Here is a 20,141-nt window from a genome sequence, read left to right on the forward strand (position 1 = left end):
CCGACAACGGGGTGGGTTGCGCATGTCACGCCTGAGGGATAGCGCTCATCTAGGCTGCCCTGGTGACGGCGAATGAGATGCCAACCGTGGCAACCCCACGCGTCGCCGCCGGCGCCCTCTTCCTGGACAACGAAGGCAGGGTGCTGCTCGTACACCCGAGCTACAAGGAGCACTGGGAGATCCCGGGCGGCTACGTCGAACCCGGCGAATCGCCTCGTGCGGCGTGCATACGCGAGATTCGCGAAGAGCTCGACCTCTCCCCGGCGCTTGGGTCGATGCTGGTCGTGGACTGGGCACCCGCAGAACACGAGGGCGACAAGCTGCTTTTCATCTTCAACGGCGGATCGCTCAGCCCTGAGCAGGAGCGCGACATCCGCTTCGCGGACGGCGAACTGACCGAGTGGCGTTATGTGAGCGCAGAGTCCCTGGAAGGGTACGTGCCACGCCGGCTCGCCCGCAGGATCCGCATTTCGATCGCAGCTCTGAAAAACGGCACGTCCTCGTACGCGGAACACGGCAGCGTCGTCTAGACGGGTAACTCCCTACCCTTTGCTGGGGCGGTGGGCGCAGCCGGCGGTGGCCCTCGGTCACCTCCGCAGGGGCGGATGCGGTCGTGAGCGGTATACCTCAGAGTCATATTCATACCTCTGAGGTATACCGCTCAACAGCACATCAACACGGCCGGCAGCCAAACCGGATGGCCAGCGCCGTTAGCCTGGCCCCAGCCCTCTTCCTGAGTCAGGACTCGGCTCAGGCGGTACGGGTGGCGAAGACGACGATGTTGTCCACGTAGTTGCCGGTCGCGTCGTCGAACCGGCCGCCGCAGGTGATCAGGCGCAGCCCGGCGACGTCCGCCGGGCCGTAGACCAGGCCGCTGGGGAAGCGGTCCTTGGGGTACGCGTGGACCTCGTCCACGGTGAACGTGGCGACCCGTGCGTCGGCCCGGGTGACCTGGATCTCCTGGCCGGCGCGCAGCCGACCGAGGTCGAAGAAGACCGCCGGGCCGGCCGGCGAGTCGACGTGTCCGACCAGGACGGCGTTGCCGGTCTCGCCGGGGCTCACCCCGTGCCGGTACCAGCCGGCGAGGGTCGGCTTGTCCAGCGGGGGGACCTCCAGCACACCGGCGGCGTCCACGCCGACGGCGACGATCTCGGCGCGTACACCGATGGTGGGAATCTGGACCCGGACGGGCGCGGCGCGGGCCAGCGGCGCCAGGTCCGGCGCGGGCCGGGAGTGTGTCGGCGCGACGGCCGGCGGGCGTGGCGGCCGGGCCGGGCCGTCGGTGAGGCCGACCGTGATCAGCCCCAGTCCGGACACGCCGAGCAGGGCGACCACCGCCGCCAGAGTGCGTCGCCGCCACCACACGTGCCCACCTCCGTACGCGATGGTCAGGGTGCCCGTGCCGGCGACACCGGCACGGGCACCCGTCCTCTTGGGATGGAGCGGTCGCCGGTCAGGCGACGGTCGACACCGGTCGGCGTCGGCGTACCAGCAGCACCGCGCCCGCGGCGGCAGTGCCGAGCAGCGTGCCGCCGGCGGCGAGCGCGCCCGCGTCGCGTCCGTCCCGGCTGTCGCCGCCCGACCCGGCCGGGGCGCCGCCGATCGGCGTGACCGTGAAGGTGGCGCTGCCCGCCGAGCTGCCGTCGCCGCAGGTCGCGGCCACCGTGTACGTGCCCAGGGTGAAGCCGGCGGTGAACAGTTCGGCGCTGAGCCCGCCGCCCGCGGCGGCCGTGGTGGATCGGACGTTCTCGTCGCGGTTCGGTCCGGTGACCCGGAAGATGACGTCACCCGACTTCGGGTTGCAGGTCGTCGCGGTGAGCACGACGGTTCCTCCGACCGGGGTGGTGGCCGGTGACACGACGGTGTCGGCCAGTGCGGCGCCCGGCAGCAGGAGCGTGCCGAGACCCACGCCGAGCGCCGCCGAGCAGAGTGCTGTTGAGACCTTCATACGCGTCTTCCCTCACTTTTCGTCCGCTGACTGCGTGGGACGTCGTTCGGGTGGCCAACTCCGTGACTAGCACCGGTGTGCCCAACACTAGGTGGGTTGGGACCCCGATCAGGTGAAAATGAGAAACCTTCGTTGCCGTCACGTGTCCACCCGAAGGCGGGTCCTGGTGCGGGCCGACAGGATTGCGCCGATCTTGCGCTTTCGGTCGCCGACATGCGTGCCATGCCCTGTATGTCGCCACCGCAACTGCAAGATCGCGGTGCGAAGGGTGTCGTGGCAGTGCGGTGTGGCAGCGTGGTGCGGGTGAGCCACCTCGACGTTGATCTTGTGTTGGTGGGCGGCGGGGGCGCCGCCTCGTTGGTGCTCGCCGCCCTGGACCGGCACGGCGTCCGGGGCCTGCGGATCGCCGTCGTCGACCCGGTCCGTCGGCGCGGTCAGGACCGCACGTGGGCGTTCTGGGGCCATCCCGACACCGACCTCGACCCGCTGCTCAGCGCGAGCTGGCACCAGGTCGAGGTGGTCACGCCCGCCCAGCGTCGCGTCCTGGACCTGACCCCCCTGCGGTACGCCATGCTGCGCTCCGGCCCGGTCTACGACCGGGCTGCCGAGGCCGAGCGCCGGCTGGACGCGACGCGGATCGCGGCACCCGCCGACGTGGTCGGCGACGACGGCACCGGGGTGGTCGTGCGCGCCGGCGACGGGCGTGAGATCCGGGCCGGCTGGGCGCTCGACTCCCGCCCCCGGCCACCGGCACGTGCCGGCCGGACGACCTGGTTGCAGCACTTCCGTGGCTGGTGGCTGGAGGCCGACCGGCCGGTGTTCGACAGGCGACGGGCGGTGCTCATGGACTTCCGCACCCCGCAGCCCGCCCGGGGTGTCTCCTTCGGCTACGTGCTTCCGGTGAGCGACCGGTACGCCCTCGTCGAGTACACCGAGTTCTCGCCCGACCTGCTCACCGACGCCGGGTACGACACGGCGCTGGCCGACTACCGCGACCTGCTCGGGTTCGACCCGGACGGGCTGCGGGTCCGCGAGGTCGAGAACGGGGTGATCCCGATGACCGACGCGCCGTTCCCGGCCCGGCCCTCCCCGCGCGTCGTACGCCTCGGCACGGCCGGTGGCGCGACCCGCCCCTCCACCGGCTTCACCTTCTCCGCCATGTACCGCCAGGCCGACCAGGTGGCCCGCGCGCTCGCCGCCGGCCGGCCGCCGGTGCCGGCCCCCGCCTATCCGGCCCGGCACCGCTGGATGGACGCGGTGGCGCTGCGGGCGCTGGATTCCGGTGGCGTGGGCGGACCCGACTTCTTCGACCGGCTCTTCGACCGCAACCCGGCCGAGCGGGTCCTGCGCTTCCTCGACGGCGTCACCACCCCGGCCGAGGAGATCGCGATCATGAACTCGACCCGGCTCGGACCGATGATCGCCGCCACGGCCGGCGACGCGGCGCAACGCCTACGCGATCGCCTGCGGCCCGCCCGTTCGGCTCCGGCCATCCCGGCGGCCGTGGTGGGCGGTCCGCAGCGACCCGTCCCCGACCCGGAGAACTGACCCGACCTGCTCAGCGCCGGGCCGACACCGCGTCGCGAATCAACACCCGCAGGTCCTCCATCGGGTCACCGTCCCCGGCCGCCAGCAGGGTCTTCGTCGCCGCGACCGTCAACCCCAGCTCCGGGTACGCGTACGCGAGGCTGCCGCCGCTACCGGCCGCGCCGAACGAGCCGTCGTCGTCCACCGCGTACCCGAGTCCCCACGTCGTCTCCTGCCCGAACACCCACTCCGGGCCGGGCGGCCCGTCCGGCGTCGTCACGGCCCGGAGCCGGGCCGACGAGATCAGCCGTACGCCGTCCACCTCGCCGATCAGCGCGGCGAGCATCCGCGCCGCCGCGCGAGCGGTCATCGTGCCGGTGGCCGGCACCTCGGCGGTGAGGACGTCGGCCCGGCTGCCGACCTGCGCGCCCGGACGGACGCCGGGCGGGGCGACCCGGTCGAAGTTCGGCAGGTTGGCGCTCGCGAAGTCGAACAGCGCCGACAGGTTGCGGTCCTCCACCCGGGCCAGCCGGGGCAGGTCGGCAGCCGGTACCGCGAGGTACAGCTCGTCCGTGACGCCGAGCGGCCCGGCCACGTCCTCGGCGAGCACCGCCGAGACGCGCCGGCCCGTCACCCGGCGAACCACCTCACCGACCAGCCAGCCGAACGTCCACGCGTGGTACGCCTTCACCGCGCCGGGCGCGGCGATCGGCTCGGCGTCGGCCACGATCGCGCACATCCGGTCCCAGTCGGTGAAGTCCTCCGGCGTCACGTCCACCGGCAGGGCGGGCACACCCGCGGTGTGGGTGAGCGCGTGCCGCAGGGTGACCCCGTCCTTGCCGTGCCGGCCGAACTCCGGCCACACGTCGACGATCCGCAGGTCGTAGTCCAGCTCGCCGCGCTCGGCCAGTACGTGCGCCACGGTAGCGGTGAGGGCCTTACCGGTCGATACGCTCCAGATCGGCGTGTCGGCCGTCAGCGTGCGGCCGGTGGCCCGGTCGGCGCTGCCGGCGTGCAAGTCCAGGATCGGCGACCCGTGGAGGTACGCGGCGACCTGCACCCCGGATTCGCGCCCGCTGGCGATCAGCTCGTCGATCGTGCGCCGTACGTCGGCCCGCAGGCCGTCCCAGTTTCCGTCCACGGCGAACGACTCTGACAGATCGGGCCGCGCCGGGGCGCGCGATTTTCCGCGACCGCCGTACCCGCCTTGGCGACCGCGCAGTGTGCCGGGCGGTTCGGCAGACCCCTGGTCCGGGCGTGGCGGCCCCCGAACGGCCGGCGCGGGGTCACCGCCCGGTAGGTTGCCTGCCATGGCGGAGGGCAGGGGCGTGCAGATCTGGACCGACGGGGCGTGCAGCGGCAACCCCGGGCCGGGCGGCTGGGGGGCGCTGCTGCGCTACGGCGACCACGAGCGCGAGTTGTGCGGCGGCGAGGCCACGCCGACGACCAACAACCGGATGGAGCTGATGGCCGCCATCCAGGCGTTGGAGAGCCTGAACCGGCCGGTCACCGTCGAGTTGCACACCGACAGCACGTACGTGCGCAATGGCATCACGAGCTGGCTGGCGTCGTGGAAGCGCAACGGCTGGCGTACCGCCGCGAAGCAGCCGGTGAAGAACGCCGACCTGTGGCAGCGGTTGGAGGCGGCCTGCGAGCGCCACGAGGTCACCTGGCTGTGGGTCAAGGGGCACAACGGTCACCCGGAGAACGAGCGCGCGGACGGTCTGGCCAACAAGGGCATGACCGAGGCGCGCGCGGCGCTGGCGAGCCGCTAACCCCGGCGGGTCGCGTCGGGGTGCCCCGGCATGCTCGACCCGCCGCCGCTGCTGCCGGACGAGCCCCCGGCGACACCTGAATTGTCGCCCTCGGTCACGATGTCCGGCCGCTCGTCGGTGTCGGCCGGCGCGGGGACCTCGGTGTCCGCCTCGACCTGCACCAACGGCACCTGGCCGGCCTCGTCCTCGCTGTGCTGCGGGTCGCCCGGCAGCTCACCGTCGCGCTTTCGGTAGCCCACGCCGTGCCTCCCGTCGGTGCCGGTCCGCGTCGGCGGTGGCTACCCGGCGCGTCACCCACGAAACCTCGCCCGCCGGCAGCCGCCGGCTCGGTGACCGGGGTTGTCGGCGGCGGGGCGTTCGGCAGTCGCGGGACCAGCCGGCGGACGCCGACCTCGTACCGTCGTCAGCGTCGCCGCCCACGGCGGCTCGCAGCGGGGCGCGCACCGGGGTGAGCGCGAGCGCCGTCCAGTGCGGCGGCCGGGTCAGCGTCGCCGGCAGGGCCGTGCGCGCGTCACCGCGCGCGGCGTCGAGCTGCGACTGGTGCAGGAACAGCGTCGTCCGCAGGTCCGTGCCGCGCAGGTCGGCCCCGCGCAGGTCCGCACCCGTGACGTCGGCCAGGCCGAGGTCCACGCCGCGCAGGTCGGCGCCGATCAGCAGCGCGCCGCGCAGGTTGGCCCGGCGCAGGTCCGTCCGGCGCAGGTCGACGCCGAGGAGGTGGGCGCCCCGACGGTCGATGCCTCCGGGAGCGCGCGCCGCGTCGCTGGCGCGCGACAGCAGCGGATTGACCCGGGCCCGGTGCGCGTCGACGTCCACGGCGCGAAGGCCTGTCGGATCGCCCTCGGTGAGACCGGTGATCTCGACGCGGGCGCGGTCCAGCTCGGCGCGCAGCCCGGCCGAGGGGCCCAGCGACAACGCCTCGGTGAGATACCAGAGCAGTTCGTGCAGCGGGCGTAGCACCCGGAAGGCCTCGGCCATCGCGGGCAGGGTCTCCGGAGCGTCCCGCCAGTCCCGCCCACCGAAGGTGACCTGCGCGACCTGCTGCCCCGCGCCGAAGCAGTCGAAGACGGTGCAGCCCGCGAATCCGCGCTCCCGCAGCTCCGTGTGGATGCCGCAGCGGTGGTCTGCGCGCAGGTTCGGGCAGGCCCGCCCGGCCGGCTTGTCGATGGCGAAGTCGGCCGACGCGGCGAAGGCCGGCACCACGCAGCACAACCCGAAGCAGCGCGCGCAGTCGGCGGCGAGACGGGTCGGCCCGGGCGGCCCCGCGGGGTGCGTCGACACGTGAGCGGTCCTCCTGGCGATCGGGGCGGCGTACCCCCATTGTCGCGGGGGTCGTGTCCCCGCCGGGGACGGGGTCACCGTCAGTGCGCGTCGCTGGCCGCCGCGGAGCGAGGATCGGGGGTACGCGGACCGCCCGGTGGCGGCACCAGCCGGTGGATCTCCCGCTGGCCCCCGCCGTACTTCTGATCGAAGTGCCGGCGCACGGTGGCGGCCGGGGTGGGGTCCTCCTCGACGGGTTCCGCCAGCGCGAACACCGCCGGGGTGCCACCCGGGGCGCGCGGTGGCAGCACGGCCCGCACGGTCAGCGGACCGTTCACCTGGACCCCGCCGCAGTCGACGTAGTGCTGCCCGTCCACGCTGACATAGGGCACCTGCATGGTGACCACGTCGGAGTCGTCGTGGCGCAGCGTCACCGTGACCGACCAGTACCGCTCCAAGTTGACGGTTGCCTGCTCGTGCTCCCACAGCTCCTCGAAACGCGCGTGCACGAACCCACCCCAGGGGCTGTCCATGTCGACCTCGAGTTGCGGCACGTTGAACGACAGCTTCCCGATCGGGAAGAACGAGATCAGCGCCCGGCTGTCCCACTGGTAGAGCTGGATCGACGGGGACGCGTCGTACAGGCGAACCTGCAACCGGCGCTGCAACCGGGCGTCCAGGGTGTCCTGGAACAGCGCCAGGTGCCGCAGGTTGGTACGGATCTGGCGCGGCACGTCCACCCGCTGCCTCTCCAACTCCTCCGAGCGCTGCTGGGCGGCCGTGCAGTCCGGGTCGAGCAGGAGCAACTGCACCTGGGCGCCGTTCGCGAGGGCCGTCCGCACCGCCCGCAACGTCTCCTCCCGGTGGGTGTCCTCCAGCAGGATCGTCCAGGTGTCCAGGATGCGCACCCGGCGTGCGCAGCGGTGCAGCCGGGCCACGAACGCGTGCTGGTCGAAGCTCAGGTGCTCCTGCACCCGCGCCCGGCGGGCCTCCTCGAACAACGGGTCGAAGATGACGTACGAGATGGCGGCGAGGACCACGCTGGAGCCGATGTTGAGCAGGAGGTCGCTGAGGAAGCCGCTGCTGCGCCAGGCGGCCAGCAGCATCACGACCGCGACGCCGAGCAGCGCTCCACCGACGACGAAGGCGCGTCGCTGCCGGCCACCACTCTCGCCCCGACCCACCCACTCGGGCATCCGGTCCCCTTCCGTCGTGGCCCGTGCCCACCAGGATGCGGAGGATACGTGCCGGCTTTGCCGCTCGCTGTCCCGTTCGCTTTCGCCGGCCGGGCCCGCTGTGCCACTCGTAGGGTGACGGTATCGGAGTCGGGCGAGCGCGGAAGGTGACGGTGTGGACGACGCGGAACGCGAGAAGGCGCTGTTGAGCGTCCTCAACACCGAGCACTACGCCCTGCAGACGTCCCGCGCCGGCACGATCGACGAGGCCACCGGCCGTGCCACCATCTTTCTGTCCGTGCTGTCGGCGGCCCTGATCGGCCTCGGCTTCGCCGCCGGCAACGACCAGGTGGTCCGGCCCTATCTGGGCGCGGTGCTGCCGATCCTGGTGGTCATCGGGCTCCTGACCTTCCTGCGGCTGGTCGAGACCATGGTGGAGAACTCGCTGGACATGAGGCGGATCCAGCGCATCCGTGCCTACTACCACCACCGTCTCGCCAGCGAGCACGACTTCTTCGCCGACGCGGTGGCGTCCGAGGACAGCGCGGACGCGGCCCGGATGCTGGTGGGCACCCGGCCCGGGCGCTGGGAGTTCCTGCTCACCACGGCCGCGCTCGTGGGCGCGGTCAACGCGGCGCTGGTCGGGTCGGCCGTCGCTCTGGTGCTCGGCATGGTCGGGGACTGGCACTGGCTGATGGTCGTCGCCGGGGTGGCGGTCGCGCTCGCGGCGTTCGGAGCGCAGTTCCTCTACATCGTCCGCATGTCGAGGGGACGTACCACCAGATCCGGCGCCGGTCGTCGCTGATGATCGCGGGTACCGTCACCGGATGCGGATCACCCGATTCACGCACTCCTGCGTCCGCGTCGAGCACGGCGGCGCGGTGCTGGTGATCGACCCGGGCACCTGGAGCGAACCGCGTGCGCTGGTCGGCGCGGACGCCGTCCTGGTCACTCACGAGCACACCGACCACGTGGACGTGCTGCGGCTGGCCGGGCTCGGCGTGCCGGTGTACGCCCCAGAGGGGGCCCGGCTGCCCGACCTCGCCCCGCTGCCGGTCACCCGGGTACGTCCGGGGCAGCGGTTCACCGCCGCCGGCATCCCGGTGAGCGCCCACGGCGGCCGGCACGCCGTGATCCACGACGGTCAGCCCGACTGTCCCAACCTCGGCTACCTGGTCGGTGACGGGCTCTACCACCCGGGCGACTCGGTGCACGTGCCGGACGAGCCGGTGCGCACCCTGCTCGTGCCCGCCCAGGGGTCGTGGCTCCGCCTCGACGAGGCGATCCGCTTCGCCCGCGCGGTGGACGCCGAGGCCGCGTACCCCATCCACGACGCGCAGCTCAACGACCGTGGCCTGGCAAGTGTGGCCGGCTGGTTCGCCGAGACCATTCCCGGCTACCGCCACCTCACCCCGGGCGACACCGCCTGAGCGACGCGGCCGTCAGCGCGTCCCTCGTTTCAGGTCGCCTGCGTGGCCAGCCGGCGCAGGGCCCGCGCGGCAGGTGATCCGGGGTCGGCCGTCATCAGGACGACCTCCTGGTCATCCTCGGGCACGAGCAGGATGTCGCAGTTCAACCGCAGCGCACCGGCCTCTGGGTGGTCCAGGGTCTTGGTGCGATGCCCGGGAGCGTGGACCGGACGCGCCTCCCAGATCTGTCGGAACTCCGCACTGCCGGCGTGCAGTTCGGCCAGCAGCGCGGCCAGCTGCGGGTCACGCGGGTAGCGGTCTGCGGCCCGGCGTAGCCGCGCCACCACGATGTGCCCGAATTCCTCGGCGCTGGAGCTCTCGTACATCTGCCCCTGGCCCAGGAAACGGCGTCGGGCCAGGTTCGTCGTCCCGCCTCCAAGGTCGCCGAGCAGTGCTCGGGCCAGCGGGTTCCAGGTGACAACGTCGTACGCCGCGTCAGTGACGATGGCAGCGGTCTCCGGCAGCCGCTCCAGCATCCGGGCCACGTGTGGGCGCACCCGCCGTACTGCGCTGACGCCGGGCGGCGCGCTCGAACCGGCCAGGCGGAACAGATGGCTGCGCTCGGCCGGCGTGAGCCGCAGTGAGCGGGCCAGCGCGTCCAGGATCCGGGGCGACGGCCGCGGCCCCCGGGCCTGCTCCAGCCGCGTGTAGTAGTCGACCGACATGTGGGCGAGTTCCGCCACCTCTTCGCGGCGCAGACCCGGCGTACGGCGGTCGGTGCCCGTCACCGCCAGGCCGATATCGGCCGGACGCAGGGCCGCCCGGCGGTCCCGCAGGTAGTGCGCCAGCTCCTGCCTCGCCATGTCGCCTCCTTGACTGCCTGGTACCGGCTGTCCCTGCCAGGGCACCCCCGACCAGGGAAAACTGGGGTCATGGATGAACGCACAGCTCTGGTCACCGGCGCCAACAAGGGCATCGGCAAGGATATCGCCCGCCTGCTCGCGGCCGAGGGTGTCACCGTGTACGTGGGCTCCCGTGACCCCGGGCGCGGGCAGCGGGCCGTCGAGGAGATCGGAGCCGGAGCCCGTCTGCTGATCCTGGACGTGACGGATCCCGACGCCGTCGCACAGGCCGCGGCTCAGCTCGACCGCTTGGACGTGCTGGTCAACAACGCCGGCATCTCGCCGTCCCTCGATCCGCCGACCGGCACCGGCGTCGAGGAGTACCGGCGCACCTACGAGACCAACGTGTTCGGGGTGGTGACGGTGACCAATGCCTTCCTACCCGCCCTGCGCCGGTCCCCGAGTCCGCGCATCGTCAACATCTCCAGTGGCACCGCGTCGCTGACCTGGAGCACCACCCCCAACCCCCAGTTCACCCCGGGAAGCGGCGCCGCAGCCGCCTACCGGTCGTCCAAGGCCGCTCTCAATGCCCTCACCGTCCTGTACGCCCAGACGCTGGCGGACGACGGCTTCAAGGTCAATGCGCTCGCCCCCGGCCTGCGGGCCACCGATCTCAACCCCCGGGCCGCCGCTTCCGGCGGTGACCCGGCCGAGGCCGCGCAGGGTGCGCTCCGCCTGGCCCTGCTGCCGGACGACGGCCCCACCGGTGGCTTCTTCTCCTGGGACGGAACGCCGGTGCCCTGGTGAGTCGTTTGGCGGCGGCGGGCGCGTCGCCACCACCCCAGTGGGTGGGCGGCGCACACAACGGCATCGACAAGCGTGTCGGTCGGGCTCATGTCGGGTGTGGTCCACGTCACGATAGCTTCGGCGCGCGTCGACGCCCCCGCCGGCGCTGCCGAGGAGAGCGTCCATGACCACACCGCGCAGAGCCGCCACCGCCCTGACCGCCGTCCTGCTGCTGATCCTGACCGCCGCGGCCCCCGCCCAGGCCGCCACCCCCGCCACCACGCCACCGGTGTCCGGCTCGCTGGGCACCTACAACATCTCCGGGGTGTACGTGGCCGGGGTGTCCTCCGGTGGCTACATGGCCACCCAGCTGCACGTCGCCTACTCGTCCCGGATCCGGGGCGCGGCCGTCTTCGCCGCCGGCCCCTACTACTGCTCCCAGAACACCGTCGCCCAGGCGCTCTACGGCTGCGGTGACAACATCTACCCGACGAACGTGTCGGCGCTGGAGACGTACACCCGCGCCTGGGCGTCGTACGGCTGGGTCGACCCGGTCGGCAACCTCTCCGGCGATCCGGTGTACGTGTTCCACGGCAACAACGACACCGCCGTCAAGAAGTCCGTCACCGACGACCTGGTCCGCTACTACCAGCGCTTCGGCGCCAGCGTGCAGTACGACAGCGGCTCGGCCGCCGGCCACGCGTGGGTCACCCCGTACGGCACGCTGGGATGTACGGCGACCGCGTCGCCCTACCTCAACGACTGCGGCACCGATCCGCAGAACGCCCTGCTGCGCAAACTGCTCGGCGGCGTCAACGCGCGCAACACCGGAGCGCTGGGCGGCACGCTCGTGCGCTTCGACCAGAACACGTTCGCCGTCAACGGGTGGGCCAACGGGTTGAGCATGGACGCCAACGGCTACGCGTACGTCCCGTCGGCGTGCGCGGCCGGCCAGTCGTGCCGTCTGCTGGTCGCGCTGCACGGCTGTGCGCAGGGGGCCGGGTCGGTGGGCACGGCGTTCGTCGACCGGGCCAACCTCAACCAGTACGCGGACACCAACAACCTGGTCGTGCTCTATCCGCAGGCCGGCACGGCGCTGAGCAACCCCAACGGCTGCTGGGACTGGTGGGGCTACCTGGGCGCGACCAACTTCCCGATCAAGGGCGGCGCCCAGCTCGAAACGATCATGAACATGGTCCGCCGCCTGGACGGCTGACGGCGATGGCCCTCAGCCCAGGAACAGCTGGAGCAGGACGACCACGGCGAGCAGCGCCGGCCCTCGGGAACCCTGCCGCAGCAGGTCGACCGGGACCATTCCGAACGGCGTGTTGACCGTCGCGCCGCCGTAGTCGATCGCCGGGCGGGTGCCGGCCCGGAAGGCGGCGGCCACCACCCCGAGCACCAGCGTCGGCGCGAGCCAGGTCGGGCCCGCGCCGACGCTGGGCAGGCTCGGCAGGGTCAGCAGCCACCACAGGCCCGCGCCGATCGCCGGCACCACCACGTGGACGCCGCGCAGGAGGGCGTCGCTGCCGCCGAGCGCCCGGCGCAGCCCGGCCGACCGGCTGACCGCGCGCAGTCCGCCGGTGAGCCGGTCGACGGCGAGGTACGCCAAGACCACCTGCGCGGCCCCGGCCAGGCCGGGCAGGGCGAGCGCGGCCGCGTACTGGACACCGACGAGACCCGCCCAGATCAGCAGGGCGCTGGGGTGCCGGCGCAGTCGTCGGACGTCCGCCTGGAGCAACGCCCACCAGCCCGGACCGGGCAGGAATCGGCTGCTGCGGACCCGGCCGACCCGCCGCCAACGACGGCTCTCCACCAGGCCGGTCAACAGGCTCGGGTCGAGCAGGATCGTGGCCGTTGCGGCGGCGTTGGCGAACTGCGCGCCGGTGGTCAGGGTGGCCCGGTCGACGAGGGGTAGCGCGCGTACCGCCAACACCGTGGCGACGACCGCGAGCGGCACGGCGACGGCGACCAGCGCGATCGTCGGCGTCGACGAGGGCCGGGGCAGTCCCTCGCCGAGGCGGCCGGTGAGCACCACGACGGCGGTGATGAAGGCCGCGGCCACCATCGGGACCGCGCCGGCCAGCGCCGGCCACCGCCGTCCCGTGCGGCTGCTCTGGGCGACGACGCTGAGCGCCAGCGTGGCGGCACCCCAGCCCGCGCCGGCGGCGGCCGCCCAGCCCAGGGTCGCCGGGTCGCTGACACCGCCGAGCGCCGCCACGGCCACCCCGAGCGCGGCCGTGCCGACCGCCGCGCCCGCCACCAGGACCGCGAGGCGCGGCGCCAGCCAGGCCCGCCGATCGATCGGCGCGCTGGTCACCCAGCTCTGGGTGGCCGGGGTGACCAGCAGCGGGCCGAACGCGCGCAGGCCGCGCCAGACGAGCCCGGCGCCGGCGAGCAGCGCGGCGAGGGCCAGCCACCACCGCACCCCCGGCTCGGCCTGGCCCACGGTGGGGGAGTCCAGCATGTTGCGGCTGGCGCTGATCGCGAACCAGCCGTACATGCCCACGAACAGGACCATGACGTAGGCGTCGCCCAGCACATCGCCGAGCGAGTGCTCGTGGTGGCGGCGGCGGGCGCGGCGCAGGTGCGTACGGACCTGTCGGGCCGTGGGCAGCCCGGCGGGCGCCTCGGCGATCGTGGTCGGCGCGGCCGTCACCGGCCGATCTCGATCCGCTCGTCCACGACCGCGTCGATCAGCTCCGGGTCGTGCGAGGCCATCAGCACGGTGGTGCCGGCGTCGCGTTCGCGCCGCAGCCGGTCGGCGAGCCACTGCCGTCCGGCGACGTCGAGGCGCTGCTCCGGCTCGTCGAGGATCAGCACCCGACGCGGCCGGACGAAACAGGACGCCAGCGCGAGCCGGCGGCGCTGCCCGCTGGACAGGGTGACCGGGAGTTGATCACGGGCCGGTTCCAGGCCCAGCTCGGTGAGGACCTCCTCGACCGGCTCGGCGTTGCCCCCGTGCGCGTACGCGACCAGCTCCAGGTGCTCGACCACGGACAGGTCGGGGAAGAAGTCGATGTCGTCCAGGGCGGCGGCCACCAGTGAGCGCACCTGCGGGTCGGTCTCGTCGGCCCGGTACCCGTGCACCCGCACCTCGCCCGCGTCCGGCCGGTCGGCGCCCACCACGCAGCGCAGCAGCGTGGTCTTGCCACTGCCGTTGGGGCCCAGCACCACCGCGATCCGGCCCGGCGGCAACGTGAAGGTCACATCGTCGAGCACGACCAGGTTGCCGAAGTTGCGGCTGAGTCCCCGCACCGAGAGAGCGTCCACGGTCACACACTCTCCCAGACCGACGCCACCGACCACGACGAGCGATCGACATCACGCCGACCCGGGGGGACACACCGCTCAGTGGGTGGCCGGCGGCGCTTCGACGTCGTGTACCAGGCGTTCGTCGGCGGCGGCCAGCGCCCGATCGTCGCCGACCTCTTCGGCCACCGTCGCCGCGTCCGCCCACAGCCGCCGCGCGTCGGACCGGTCGCCCAGCGCGGCGGCGGCGTCGCCCAGGTAGAGCAGGGTACGCCCCAGCCCCGCCGTGGGCCGGACGTCCTCGCGCAGCCGTCGGCTCTCGGCCAGCAGCTCGTACGCCGTCCGCGCCTGCCCGGGCGCGTTGGTCAGCAGCGTCGCCCCGGCGTTGAGCAGCGCGGCGGCGCGGCTGGTCGGATCGTTGACCGACTCGTACTCGCGCAGGGCGGCCCGCCAGGCCTGCGCCGCGTCCAGGTGCTCGCCGAGGCTGGCGTGCACCAGCACCAGGTTGGTCAGCGCGGCGGCGTAGCCTCGTGCGTCACCCACCGACCGGAACGTGTTCGCCGCCCGCACCAGATGGTGGTGCGCGGCGTCCAGCTCGCCCCGGGCCAGCTGCGCCGCGCCGAGGCCCAGCTGGGTGAGGGCGTGCCCGGCCCGGTCCGCGGACGATCGGTGCCGGCGCGACAGCTCCAGGTGCTCCACCGCGTCGTCGAGTTGCCCCAGGTCGAGCAGGGCCAGGCCGAGGTTCATCCGCGCCTGGGCGGTGCCCCGCCGGCCGCGTTCGGCCACCGCGAGGGTGAGCGCCGCTGCCGCCCCTGCGGGTCGTGCCGACGTCGGCGCAGCACGCCCAGCTCGTTGTGCGCCCAGCCGGCGATCTCCGGTCGGTCGTCGGCCGTCGGGGTGGCCAGGACGGTGCGGCACACCTGCTCCCACTCGTCGAGCCGTTCGACGTGGGCGAGCCATCCGCACAGCGCCACGGCCAACCGGAACCACCACCGGCGTACCCGTCGGGGCAGCGTCTCGGCCGCCCCGGCGGGCACCCGGACGACCGCGAGCAGCAACTCCTGGTGCAGGTCGAACCAGCCGTACGGGTCGTCGTCCAGCGGCAGCGACCACTCCCGGTCCGGCGGGGAGCCCAGCACGGTCAGGTTGGCGGCGTGCCGTTCCGCCCGCCGGGCCAGCTGCCGGGTGAGCCGGGCCTGCGCGGCGACCCGGGAACGGGCCGGATCGGCGTCGCGCAGGTGCAGGCGGGCGTTCGCGGCGAGCAGCGGACGGACCTCGTACCGGTCGCCGGGGGCGCCGACCACGAACGCAGCGGCGGCCAACTGGTCCAGCAGCCCGGTGATCCGCTCGGGGTGCCGGCGGGCCAGCGCGGCGATGGTCGGCCGGTCCACCGGGGCGGGCGCCAGCGACATCAGCCGGTAGAGCCGGCGGGCCTCGCGGGTCAACGCCCGGTAGGCGGTGTCCCGTTCGGTGACGAGCTGGGCGGCCGGCGAGACGGCGACCCGCTGGTGCGGCGGGGTGCGTACCGCCCGGCGCAGCGCGTCCAGGACGTCGATGTGCCGCCAGCCGTGCTGGGCCGTGCGGTAGCCCAGCGCGCGGACGGTGCGCGGCTGCCGGCCGCACAGGTCGACGATCTCGCGCACGGCCGGGTCGGTACGAGGGTCGGCGCGACGGACCCGGGCGGCCGGGGCGGCGCCGCCCGCGGCGGCGAACAGCTCGACCGCCTCGTCCGGGCCGGGCTCGGCGATCCAGTGCTCCACCACTCCGTTCAAGCCGCTGAGCGCGGGTCCGCCGGCCAGCAGCAGCCGGCAGGTACGCGCGGTCGGCGGTAGCAGCGCGCGGACCTGCTCGGGCCGGTCGACGTTGTCCAGGACCAGCAGGATCTTGCGCCCGTCGATCTTGCGGCGGATCGCGGCGGCCGCGGCCGCGAGGGCGTCCGGGCGACCGGACACCGGTGGTGCGCTGCCCAGGACCGCCGCCAACGCGGTGAGCACCTGTCGGGGAGAACGGGGTCGACCACCCCGGCGCAGGTCGAAGTGGTACTGCCCGTCCGGGAAGTCCGCCCGGCACAGGTTCGCCGCCTCGATGGCGCAGGCCGACGTGCCCACCGCCCGCCGGCCCAGCACCGCCACGGCATGTTCGCGCGCGAGCAGGTCCAGCACCGCCCGGACGTGCTCGTCGCGGCCGGTGAACCCCGCCGTGTACGGCAGGGTCGGCACATCGTCGACCGGCGTGCTGACCACCTCGGTGGGTTCCGAAGAGGTCTCCCGCCCCGACCGGCGCTGATGCGCGTACACCCCGAAGCCGATCGCACCGACGAGCCCGATCACGATGCTCGCCGGACCGAGCAGCTCGGCGGCCGGGCCGAGCGCACTGCTCACCAGCTCGGAGAGCAGATTGATGCCCACGTTGCCGAGCACGCCGCCGAGCAGCGAGAAGACGGCGGCGAGCAGCGGCCACCTCGGCCCTCGGCCCGGCGCCCCGGTGGGGCGGGTCACCGTACGCCCCCGGAGACCAGGCCGGCGACGAGTTGCCGCCGGGCGAGCACCATGAGCGCCACCGGCAGCACCGAGGCGAGCACCGAGCCGGCGGCCAGGATCCCGCTGTTGGACACGAAGCCGCGGCTCTGCCCGGCCAGGAACAACCCGAGCGGAGTGGCCTCCGGGCCGCTGAACAGCAGGCCCACCGCCAGGTCGTTCCAGACCTGGACGAACTCCAGCACGGAGACGGCGATCACGGCGGGCAGGTTGTGCCGGGCCAGTCGACGCAGCGTCCCCCACCAGCGTCGACCACCCAGCCGAGCGCCGCGTACCTGGTCGGCCGGCAGGTCGGCGAACGCGTTGCGCAGCACCAGCACCGCGAACGGCACCCCGAGCGCCACGTGCACCAGCGCCAACCCGCGTGCGGTGCCGGAGGAGAGCACCAGGCCGAGCACCTCGTTGACCGGCCCGGCGATCACCTGCACCGGGACGACGGTGGCGGCCATCAGCAGCAGGCCGGTCGCCTGTGCGGCCGGGCCGGTCAGCCACGCCAGCGGGTAGGCGGCCAGCAGCCCGACGACGAGAACCGTCGCGGTGACGACGGTGGCCAGCAGCAGGGTGAAGCCGAGCGCCCGCCACAGCTCGTCGCCGCCGAGCAGGGCCTCGTAGGAGCCCGCGCCGGGCGGGGCCGACCACCAGCCCTGCGCGGCGGCGTCGACCTGCCCGTGCGCGGAGGTCGCCAGCAGCACCACCAGCGGAAAGAGCCAGGCCACCGCGGCGGCGGCGGCGAGCACCCGGAACAGCCGGCGCGGCGGCAGCACCGGCGCCGGATCGGGCGTCGCCTCCACGCGCGGCGGCGGCCACGCCTGGCGGACGAAGAACGCCGCCACCAGCATTCCGGCGGCCACCGCCGCCAGCCAGACGACGCCGAGCGCGGCGCCCTGCCCGGTGGTGGTGCCGCCCGAGGTCTGCCAGACCCGCAGGGCGAGCACCGCCGCGTCGTCGCGGACCGACCCGGGCGTCATCACCAGGATCAGGTCGAAGGTACGGCTCGTGCCGAGCGCCACCAGGGCGAAGACCACCGCGACGGTACGCAACAACAGCGGCCGCCACTGCGCGTCCCACAGGACGTGTCGCCGGCCGCCGCCGTAGGCGCGCACCGCGTCGGCCAGGCTCGGCGGTACGCGGTCCAGCGCGGCCCGGAAGACCAGCACGGCCAGCCCCACCCACGCCCAGACGAACGCCGACATCAACGCCACCGTCACGAGGCCCGGCCCGAGCAGTTGCGGGGCGTCCTCGGCCCAGCGTCCGGTCACCCGCGCCGCGAGCAGGGTCACCAGGCCACGGGTCGGGTCGGGGTCGTACATGAGCCGGAAGGTGACGCCGGTGACGACCAGCGGCAACGCCACCGGCACCAGCAGGATCAGGCGGACCAGGCCACCCTCCTGGGAGCGGCGCGACACGACGGCGAACAGGTAGCCCAACGCCGTCACCACGGCCGGCACCAGCACCGCCCACAGCACCGTACGGCCGACCACCGCGCCGGTGTGCGGCGCGTCGAGGGCGGCCCGGAAGTGCTCCGCGCCGACCCAGTGACCGTCGGTGGTGACGCTGGCGTGCAGCGTGCGCAGCACCGGCCACAGCACCAGCGCGCCGAGCAGCAGCGCGGCCGGCAGCAGCAGCGCGGAGGTCGCGCCGGCCGCCGGGTAGGCCCGGCCCCGGCGCGGCGGGCCCACGTCGTCGAGCACCGCCAGCTCGCCGAGCACCCGGGTCTCGCTCACCGGTCACTGCCCGCGTCACGGGCCGCCGCGGCGAGCTGCGCGGTGGCGTCGTCGATCGCCCGACGGGCCGGCACGCCGCCGGTGACGTCGGCGAAGAAGTCCTGCATGATGCGCCAGATGCCGACGCCGTCGGAGCCGGTGAACGCCCCCGGCAGCTGGTCGGAGAGGTCGAAGTGCAGGGTGTCCGGTCCGCGCATCTCGCGGGCCAGTTGCCGGCGGACCGGGTCGTCGTACTCGGTCAGCGCGATCGTGGTGTTCGGCGACAGGTAGCCGCCGGCCTGCAACCAGGGAGCGAACGAGTCGGCCCGGGTCAACCACTCGACCAGCTCCAGGCCACCCCGGTCGTGGTCGAACGCCACCGCGACGTCGCCGCCGACGATCAGCGCGCCGCTGCCCGCCCCCGCGCTCGGAAAGCGGAAGGTGACCGGCTCCTCGGTGCCGCCGCGGAACCGGCCCACCACCTCGGCGGTGAAATCGGCCTCGAAGACCATCACCGCCCGCCGTGAGCGCACCACCTGGATCACCGACTCCTCGTACTGGGTGAGCAGGGCACGTTTGCCACCGCCGGGAAACGCGCCGTCGATGCTCCACAGCTCGGCGAGCCGGTCCAGGGCGTCGCGCACCGCCCGGCCCTGCCAGTCACCCTCGGAGGCGGCGAGAGCGTCGTACGCGGTGGGCGCGAGGTCGGCCAGCACGTTCTCGAACCAGTCGGTGAGGACCCAGCCGTCCGCCGCGCCGATGGCCAGTGGCGCCGGGCCGCCGTCGCGGGCGAGCGCGCCGAGACGACGGGTCAACGAGACCAGCTCGTCCCAGCTCGTCGGCGGCTCGGGCAGCATCGAGGGCAGATGCCAGATCAGGGACTTGTGCGCCGCCTTGACCCAGAGGCCGTAGCGCTGCCCCTTGGCCATCAGCAGGTCGCCGAGGCCGATCGGCACCGCGTACTCGACCGACGGTCGTACCGGGCGGAGCCAGCCCTTCGCGGCGTACTCGGTGACCAGGCCGGGACGCGAGAGGATCGCCACGTCCGGCGAGGTGCCCGCGAGGTGCCGGGCGCGCAGGAACGCGTCGATGTCGTTGCCGGCGCTGACCACCCGCACCGGGGCGGGGGCGCGGTACGCGTCCACGACCTTCTGGAAGCGCTCCAGCTCACTGCCGCTCCAGACCACCGCCACCTGTATCGAGCGGGTGCCGCCGCCGCACCCGGCCGCCGTGGCCGCCGCGCCGACGGCGGCGGCGCGCAGCAGCGTACGGCGGGTGAGGCCGCCGGCCGGCGTCACCGGGGGACCTCGTCGGGCTCGGTGAACAGGTGGTGCCGCGTCGGGATCTCGGCCAGGGTGGACGGATCGGCGGTGCAGACCAGCGTGGCGACCCCCGGCGTCTCCGACGGGGCGAGTCGGGGCAGCAGGTCGCCCAGGCGGCTGCCGCCGGCCGGCTCGACCGGCAGGTCGACGACGAGCACCTCGGGCAGGCAGACGGCGGCCCGGGCCAGCGCGACCCGGAACCGCTGCGCGTCGGAGAGCACGTGCGGAAGCAGGTCGAGCGTCGGCGCCAACTCCAGCCGCTCCACCACCGTCGTCGTCCAGTCGTCGGCCATCTCGTGCACCCGTTCGCGTTTGCGTTGGCCGTACTCGATGTTGCGGCGCACGGTGAGCTGCGGCAGCAGCGCGCCGCCCGCCGGCACGTAGCCGATCTGCCGGCGCGGCGGCGGCAGCGCCGTGACGTCCCGCTCGCCCACCATGATCCGACCGGTGACCGGGGCGGCCAGGCCGGCCAGCACCCGGGCCACGGCCGTGCCGACCCGGGGCGGCGCGACCAGCGCGGCCGTCCCGCCGGGCGCGACGTCGAGGGTGGCCGGCCCGGTGCCGGGGACGGCGACCAGCGCGCGTAGTCGTAACGTTGCCCTCACCTC

The 20,141-nt window shown here is 73.9% G+C and carries 20 protein-coding genes and 1 pseudogene; 7 read left to right on the forward strand and 14 right to left on the reverse strand.

Going from position 1 to position 20,141, the window contains the following annotated elements:
* The first annotated feature begins 62 nt into the window (after positions 1 to 62).
* Positions 63 to 530 carry an NUDIX domain-containing protein gene (locus ACQP0N_RS14365; RefSeq protein ID WP_433120710.1) on the forward strand — a complete coding sequence of 156 codons (468 nt, stop codon included), beginning with the start codon at positions 63 to 65 and terminating at the stop codon, positions 528 to 530.
* 220 nt (positions 531 to 750) lie between these two features.
* Here ACQP0N_RS14365 and ACQP0N_RS14370 read toward each other — a convergent pair whose 3' ends face one another.
* Together ACQP0N_RS14370 and ACQP0N_RS14375 are read right to left on the reverse strand one after the other, a co-directional pair.
* A complete protein-coding gene (locus ACQP0N_RS14370) occupies positions 751 to 1,365 on the reverse strand; it encodes a class F sortase (protein WP_433120711.1) in 615 nt (204 codons plus the stop codon).
* An 88-nt stretch (positions 1,366 to 1,453) separates the two neighbouring features.
* The gene (locus ACQP0N_RS14375) at positions 1,454 to 1,948 is read right to left on the reverse strand and encodes a hypothetical protein (RefSeq protein WP_425731765.1); all 495 of its coding nucleotides are present in this window, start codon (positions 1,946 to 1,948) and stop codon (positions 1,454 to 1,456) included.
* Positions 1,949 to 2,251: 303 nt separating this feature from the next.
* Here ACQP0N_RS14375 and ACQP0N_RS14380 point away from each other — a divergent pair, with 303 nt between their 5' ends.
* The gene (locus tag ACQP0N_RS14380; protein WP_433120714.1) at positions 2,252 to 3,496 is read left to right on the forward strand and encodes a lycopene cyclase family protein; all 1,245 of its coding nucleotides are present in this window, start codon (positions 2,252 to 2,254) and stop codon (positions 3,494 to 3,496) included.
* 10 nt (positions 3,497 to 3,506) lie between these two features.
* On the opposite strand, the gene ACQP0N_RS14385 is transcribed toward ACQP0N_RS14380, so the two are convergent.
* The gene (locus ACQP0N_RS14385; RefSeq protein ID WP_433120716.1) at positions 3,507 to 4,616 is read right to left on the reverse strand and encodes a serine hydrolase domain-containing protein; all 1,110 of its coding nucleotides are present in this window, start codon (positions 4,614 to 4,616) and stop codon (positions 3,507 to 3,509) included.
* 169 nt (positions 4,617 to 4,785) lie between these two features.
* Here ACQP0N_RS14385 and rnhA point away from each other — a divergent pair, with 169 nt between their 5' ends.
* Positions 4,786 to 5,250, forward strand: coding sequence for a ribonuclease HI (rnhA, locus tag ACQP0N_RS14390; RefSeq protein ID WP_396799530.1), 465 nt, complete (start codon positions 4,786 to 4,788; stop codon positions 5,248 to 5,250).
* Here the strand turns inward: rnhA and ACQP0N_RS14395 are convergent.
* The 3 genes and pseudogenes from ACQP0N_RS14395 to ACQP0N_RS14405 all read right to left on the reverse strand — a co-directional run bounded on the left by ACQP0N_RS14395 (position 5,247) and on the right by ACQP0N_RS14405 (position 7,703).
* A complete protein-coding gene (locus tag ACQP0N_RS14395) occupies positions 5,247 to 5,489 on the reverse strand; it encodes a preprotein translocase YidC (RefSeq protein WP_355049949.1) in 243 nt (80 codons plus the stop codon). The genes rnhA and ACQP0N_RS14395 overlap by 4 nt on opposite strands.
* A gap of 199 nt (positions 5,490 to 5,688) precedes the next feature.
* Positions 5,689 to 6,528, reverse strand: a pseudogene (locus ACQP0N_RS14400) (pentapeptide repeat-containing protein); the annotation flags it as partial.
* An 80-nt stretch (positions 6,529 to 6,608) separates the two neighbouring features.
* On the reverse strand, positions 6,609 to 7,703 hold the full coding sequence (locus ACQP0N_RS14405; RefSeq protein WP_433120718.1) for a DUF5919 domain-containing protein: 1,095 nt from the start codon (positions 7,701 to 7,703) through the stop codon (positions 6,609 to 6,611).
* 154 nt (positions 7,704 to 7,857) lie between these two features.
* On the opposite strand from ACQP0N_RS14405, the gene ACQP0N_RS14410 reads away from it, so the two are divergent.
* Both ACQP0N_RS14410 and ACQP0N_RS14415 read left to right on the forward strand, forming a co-directional pair.
* Complete coding sequence (locus ACQP0N_RS14410; protein ID WP_355049946.1) at positions 7,858 to 8,487, forward strand: hypothetical protein; 630 nt, start codon at positions 7,858 to 7,860, stop codon at positions 8,485 to 8,487.
* A gap of 22 nt (positions 8,488 to 8,509) precedes the next feature.
* Entirely contained in the window at positions 8,510 to 9,112 is a 603-nt protein-coding gene (locus ACQP0N_RS14415) for an MBL fold metallo-hydrolase (protein ID WP_433120720.1), read from the forward strand.
* A 29-nt stretch (positions 9,113 to 9,141) separates the two neighbouring features.
* On the opposite strand, the gene ACQP0N_RS14420 is transcribed toward ACQP0N_RS14415, so the two are convergent.
* Complete coding sequence (locus tag ACQP0N_RS14420) at positions 9,142 to 9,954, reverse strand: helix-turn-helix transcriptional regulator (protein ID WP_433120722.1); 813 nt, start codon at positions 9,952 to 9,954, stop codon at positions 9,142 to 9,144.
* Positions 9,955 to 10,023: 69 nt separating this feature from the next.
* Between ACQP0N_RS14420 and ACQP0N_RS14425 the strand changes: the two genes are divergently transcribed.
* Together ACQP0N_RS14425 and ACQP0N_RS14430 are read left to right on the forward strand one after the other, a co-directional pair.
* Entirely contained in the window at positions 10,024 to 10,740 is a 717-nt protein-coding gene (locus ACQP0N_RS14425; protein ID WP_433120724.1) for an SDR family oxidoreductase, read from the forward strand.
* A gap of 163 nt (positions 10,741 to 10,903) precedes the next feature.
* Positions 10,904 to 11,935 (forward strand): extracellular catalytic domain type 2 short-chain-length polyhydroxyalkanoate depolymerase, encoded by a 1,032-nt coding sequence (locus ACQP0N_RS14430; protein WP_433120726.1) that lies wholly within the window; start codon positions 10,904 to 10,906, stop codon positions 11,933 to 11,935.
* Between the two features lie 12 nt (positions 11,936 to 11,947).
* On the opposite strand, the gene ACQP0N_RS14435 is transcribed toward ACQP0N_RS14430, so the two are convergent.
* The 7 genes from ACQP0N_RS14435 to ACQP0N_RS14465 all read right to left on the reverse strand — a co-directional run bounded on the left by ACQP0N_RS14435 (position 11,948) and on the right by ACQP0N_RS14465 (position 20,138).
* On the reverse strand, positions 11,948 to 13,378 hold the full coding sequence (locus tag ACQP0N_RS14435; RefSeq protein WP_433120728.1) for a DUF6297 family protein: 1,431 nt from the start codon (positions 13,376 to 13,378) through the stop codon (positions 11,948 to 11,950).
* Positions 13,375 to 13,998, reverse strand: a complete 624-nt coding sequence (locus ACQP0N_RS14440) for an ABC transporter ATP-binding protein (RefSeq protein ID WP_355049939.1) — start codon at positions 13,996 to 13,998, stop codon at positions 13,375 to 13,377. Before ACQP0N_RS14440 ends, ACQP0N_RS14435 begins: the two co-directional genes overlap by 4 nt.
* Before the next feature lie 72 nt (positions 13,999 to 14,070).
* A complete protein-coding gene (locus ACQP0N_RS14445) occupies positions 14,071 to 14,757 on the reverse strand; it encodes a tetratricopeptide repeat protein (RefSeq protein WP_433120731.1) in 687 nt (228 codons plus the stop codon).
* Positions 14,715 to 16,469, reverse strand: a complete 1,755-nt coding sequence (locus tag ACQP0N_RS14450; protein WP_433120733.1) for a hypothetical protein — start codon at positions 16,467 to 16,469, stop codon at positions 14,715 to 14,717. The genes ACQP0N_RS14445 and ACQP0N_RS14450 overlap by 43 nt, the downstream gene beginning before the upstream one ends.
* On the reverse strand, positions 16,466 to 18,232 hold the full coding sequence (locus ACQP0N_RS14455) for an ABC transporter permease subunit (RefSeq protein WP_433120735.1): 1,767 nt from the start codon (positions 18,230 to 18,232) through the stop codon (positions 16,466 to 16,468). Before ACQP0N_RS14455 ends, ACQP0N_RS14450 begins: the two co-directional genes overlap by 4 nt.
* The gene (locus tag ACQP0N_RS14460; RefSeq protein WP_433120737.1) at positions 18,229 to 19,509 is read right to left on the reverse strand and encodes an extracellular solute-binding protein; all 1,281 of its coding nucleotides are present in this window, start codon (positions 19,507 to 19,509) and stop codon (positions 18,229 to 18,231) included. Before ACQP0N_RS14460 ends, ACQP0N_RS14455 begins: the two co-directional genes overlap by 4 nt.
* A complete protein-coding gene (locus ACQP0N_RS14465; protein ID WP_433120739.1) occupies positions 19,506 to 20,138 on the reverse strand; it encodes an ATP-binding cassette domain-containing protein in 633 nt (210 codons plus the stop codon). The genes ACQP0N_RS14460 and ACQP0N_RS14465 overlap by 4 nt, the downstream gene beginning before the upstream one ends.
* Positions 20,139 to 20,141 lie beyond the last annotated feature (3 nt).

This window comes from Micromonospora sp. CA-246542 (assembly GCF_050942905.1).
GTDB lineage: Bacteria > Actinomycetota > Actinomycetes > Mycobacteriales > Micromonosporaceae > Micromonospora.